The sequence below is a fragment of the Mycobacterium angelicum genome (assembly GCF_002086155.1).
GTDB classification, from domain to species: domain Bacteria; phylum Actinomycetota; class Actinomycetes; order Mycobacteriales; family Mycobacteriaceae; genus Mycobacterium; species Mycobacterium angelicum.
Window position 1 is genome coordinate 1 of sequence record NZ_MVHE01000183.1, and the last position, 1,571, is coordinate 1,571.

Annotated in this window: 1 pseudogene; it reads right to left on the reverse strand. The window is 68.6% G+C overall.

The window, feature by feature from the left end:
* Window positions 1-1,551: pseudogene (locus BST12_RS28860) on the reverse strand (type I polyketide synthase); the annotation flags it as partial.
* Window positions 1,552-1,571: the final 20 nt, after the last annotated feature.

Genomic DNA, 1,571 nt, shown 5'->3' on the forward strand with positions numbered 1-1,571 from the left:
GTGGGGGTGGTGGGTGCGGGTGGTGGCCAGGCTGTAGGCCAGGTCGGTCAGGTCGACATCGGGGTGATCGAGCAGGTGTTGGTGCAGACGGGCGCTTTGGGCGTTTAGCGCCGCGGGGGTGCGGGCTGAGAGCGGCCAGATCCGCAGTAGCGCTTGGTCAGCTGGCGTTGTTGTGGTGGCCGGTGGTGGGGTGGGGGGTTGTTGGACGATCAGGTGTGCGTTGGTGCCGCTGACGCCGAAGGAGGATACGGCTGCGGTGCGGGGGTGTTCGGTTTGCGGCCAGGGCATCGCCTCGGTCAACAACTGGACTGCTCCGGCTGACCAGTCGATGTGCGGGCTGGGTTCATCCACGTGCAGTGTTGGCGGCAATACCGCGTGCTGCAGGGCGGTGATCATCTTGATCAACCCCGCTGCGCCCGCGGCGGCCTGGGTGTGGCCGATGTTGGATTTGACCGAGCCCAACCACAACGGCCGATCAGCGGTGCGGCCCGCGCCATAGGTGGCCAACAAGGCGCCGGCTTCGATGGGATCGCCGAGGGTGGTGCCGGTGCCGTGGGCTTCGACGACATCGACGTGATCCAGGGTGATGCCGGCGTTGGCGGCGGCTTGGGTGATGACGCGTTGTTGGGCGGGTCCGTTGGGGGCGGTCAGGCCGTTGGAGGCGCCGTCTTGGTTGACCGCCGAGCCGGCGATGACGGCCAGGACTGGATGCTGATGGCGGTGGGCGTCGCTGAGGCGTTCCAGTACCACGACCGCGGCGCCTTCGCCCCAGCCGGTGCCGTCGGCGGCGGCGGCAAACGCTTTGCAGCGTCCGTCGGGGGCCAGTCCGCGTTGACGGGCGAACTCGATAAACGGTGTCGGGCTGGTCATGACGGTGACCCCGCCGGCTAGGGCCAGGCTGGACTCGCCGCTACGCAGGGATTGACAGGCCAGGTGCGTGGCCACCAACGACGACGAGCAGGCAGTGTCGATGGTGATGGCGGGGCCCTGCAGGCCTAGGACGTAGGCGATTCGGCCAGAGGTCACGCTGGTGGCGACACCAGTCAGGCCGTAACCTTCGGCGCCGTCGGCGCCGGGGCCTGCGGGTTGGGCCCAGGCTCCGGCGAACACCCCGGTGTCCGAACCCTCCAAGGAGGTGGGGTCGATGCCGGCGGTTTCCAGGGCTTCCCAGCACACTTCGAGCAGCAAGCGTTGTTGGGGGTCCATGGCGGTGGCTTCGCGCGCGGAGATGCCGAAGAACTCGGCATCGAACCCGGTCGCATCCGCGAGGAAGCCGCCTGAGCGGGTGTAGGTTTTGCCGACGGCGTCGGGGTCGGGGTCGAATAATCCGGTCAGGTCCCAGCCGCGGTCGGTGGGGAATCCGCCGACCGCGTCGGTGCCGGTGTGTACCAGTTCCCATAGCGCGTGGGCTGAGTCGACTCCGCCGGGGAGTCGGCAGGCCATGCCGATGACGGCGATGGGTTCGTCGATCTGGCCGGTGACGGCGGTGATGATCCGGGTGGGGGTGGTGGCCCCGGAGAGCAGGGTCAGTAGGTAGTCGGCGATGGCGGTGGGGGTGGGGTGGTCGAAGA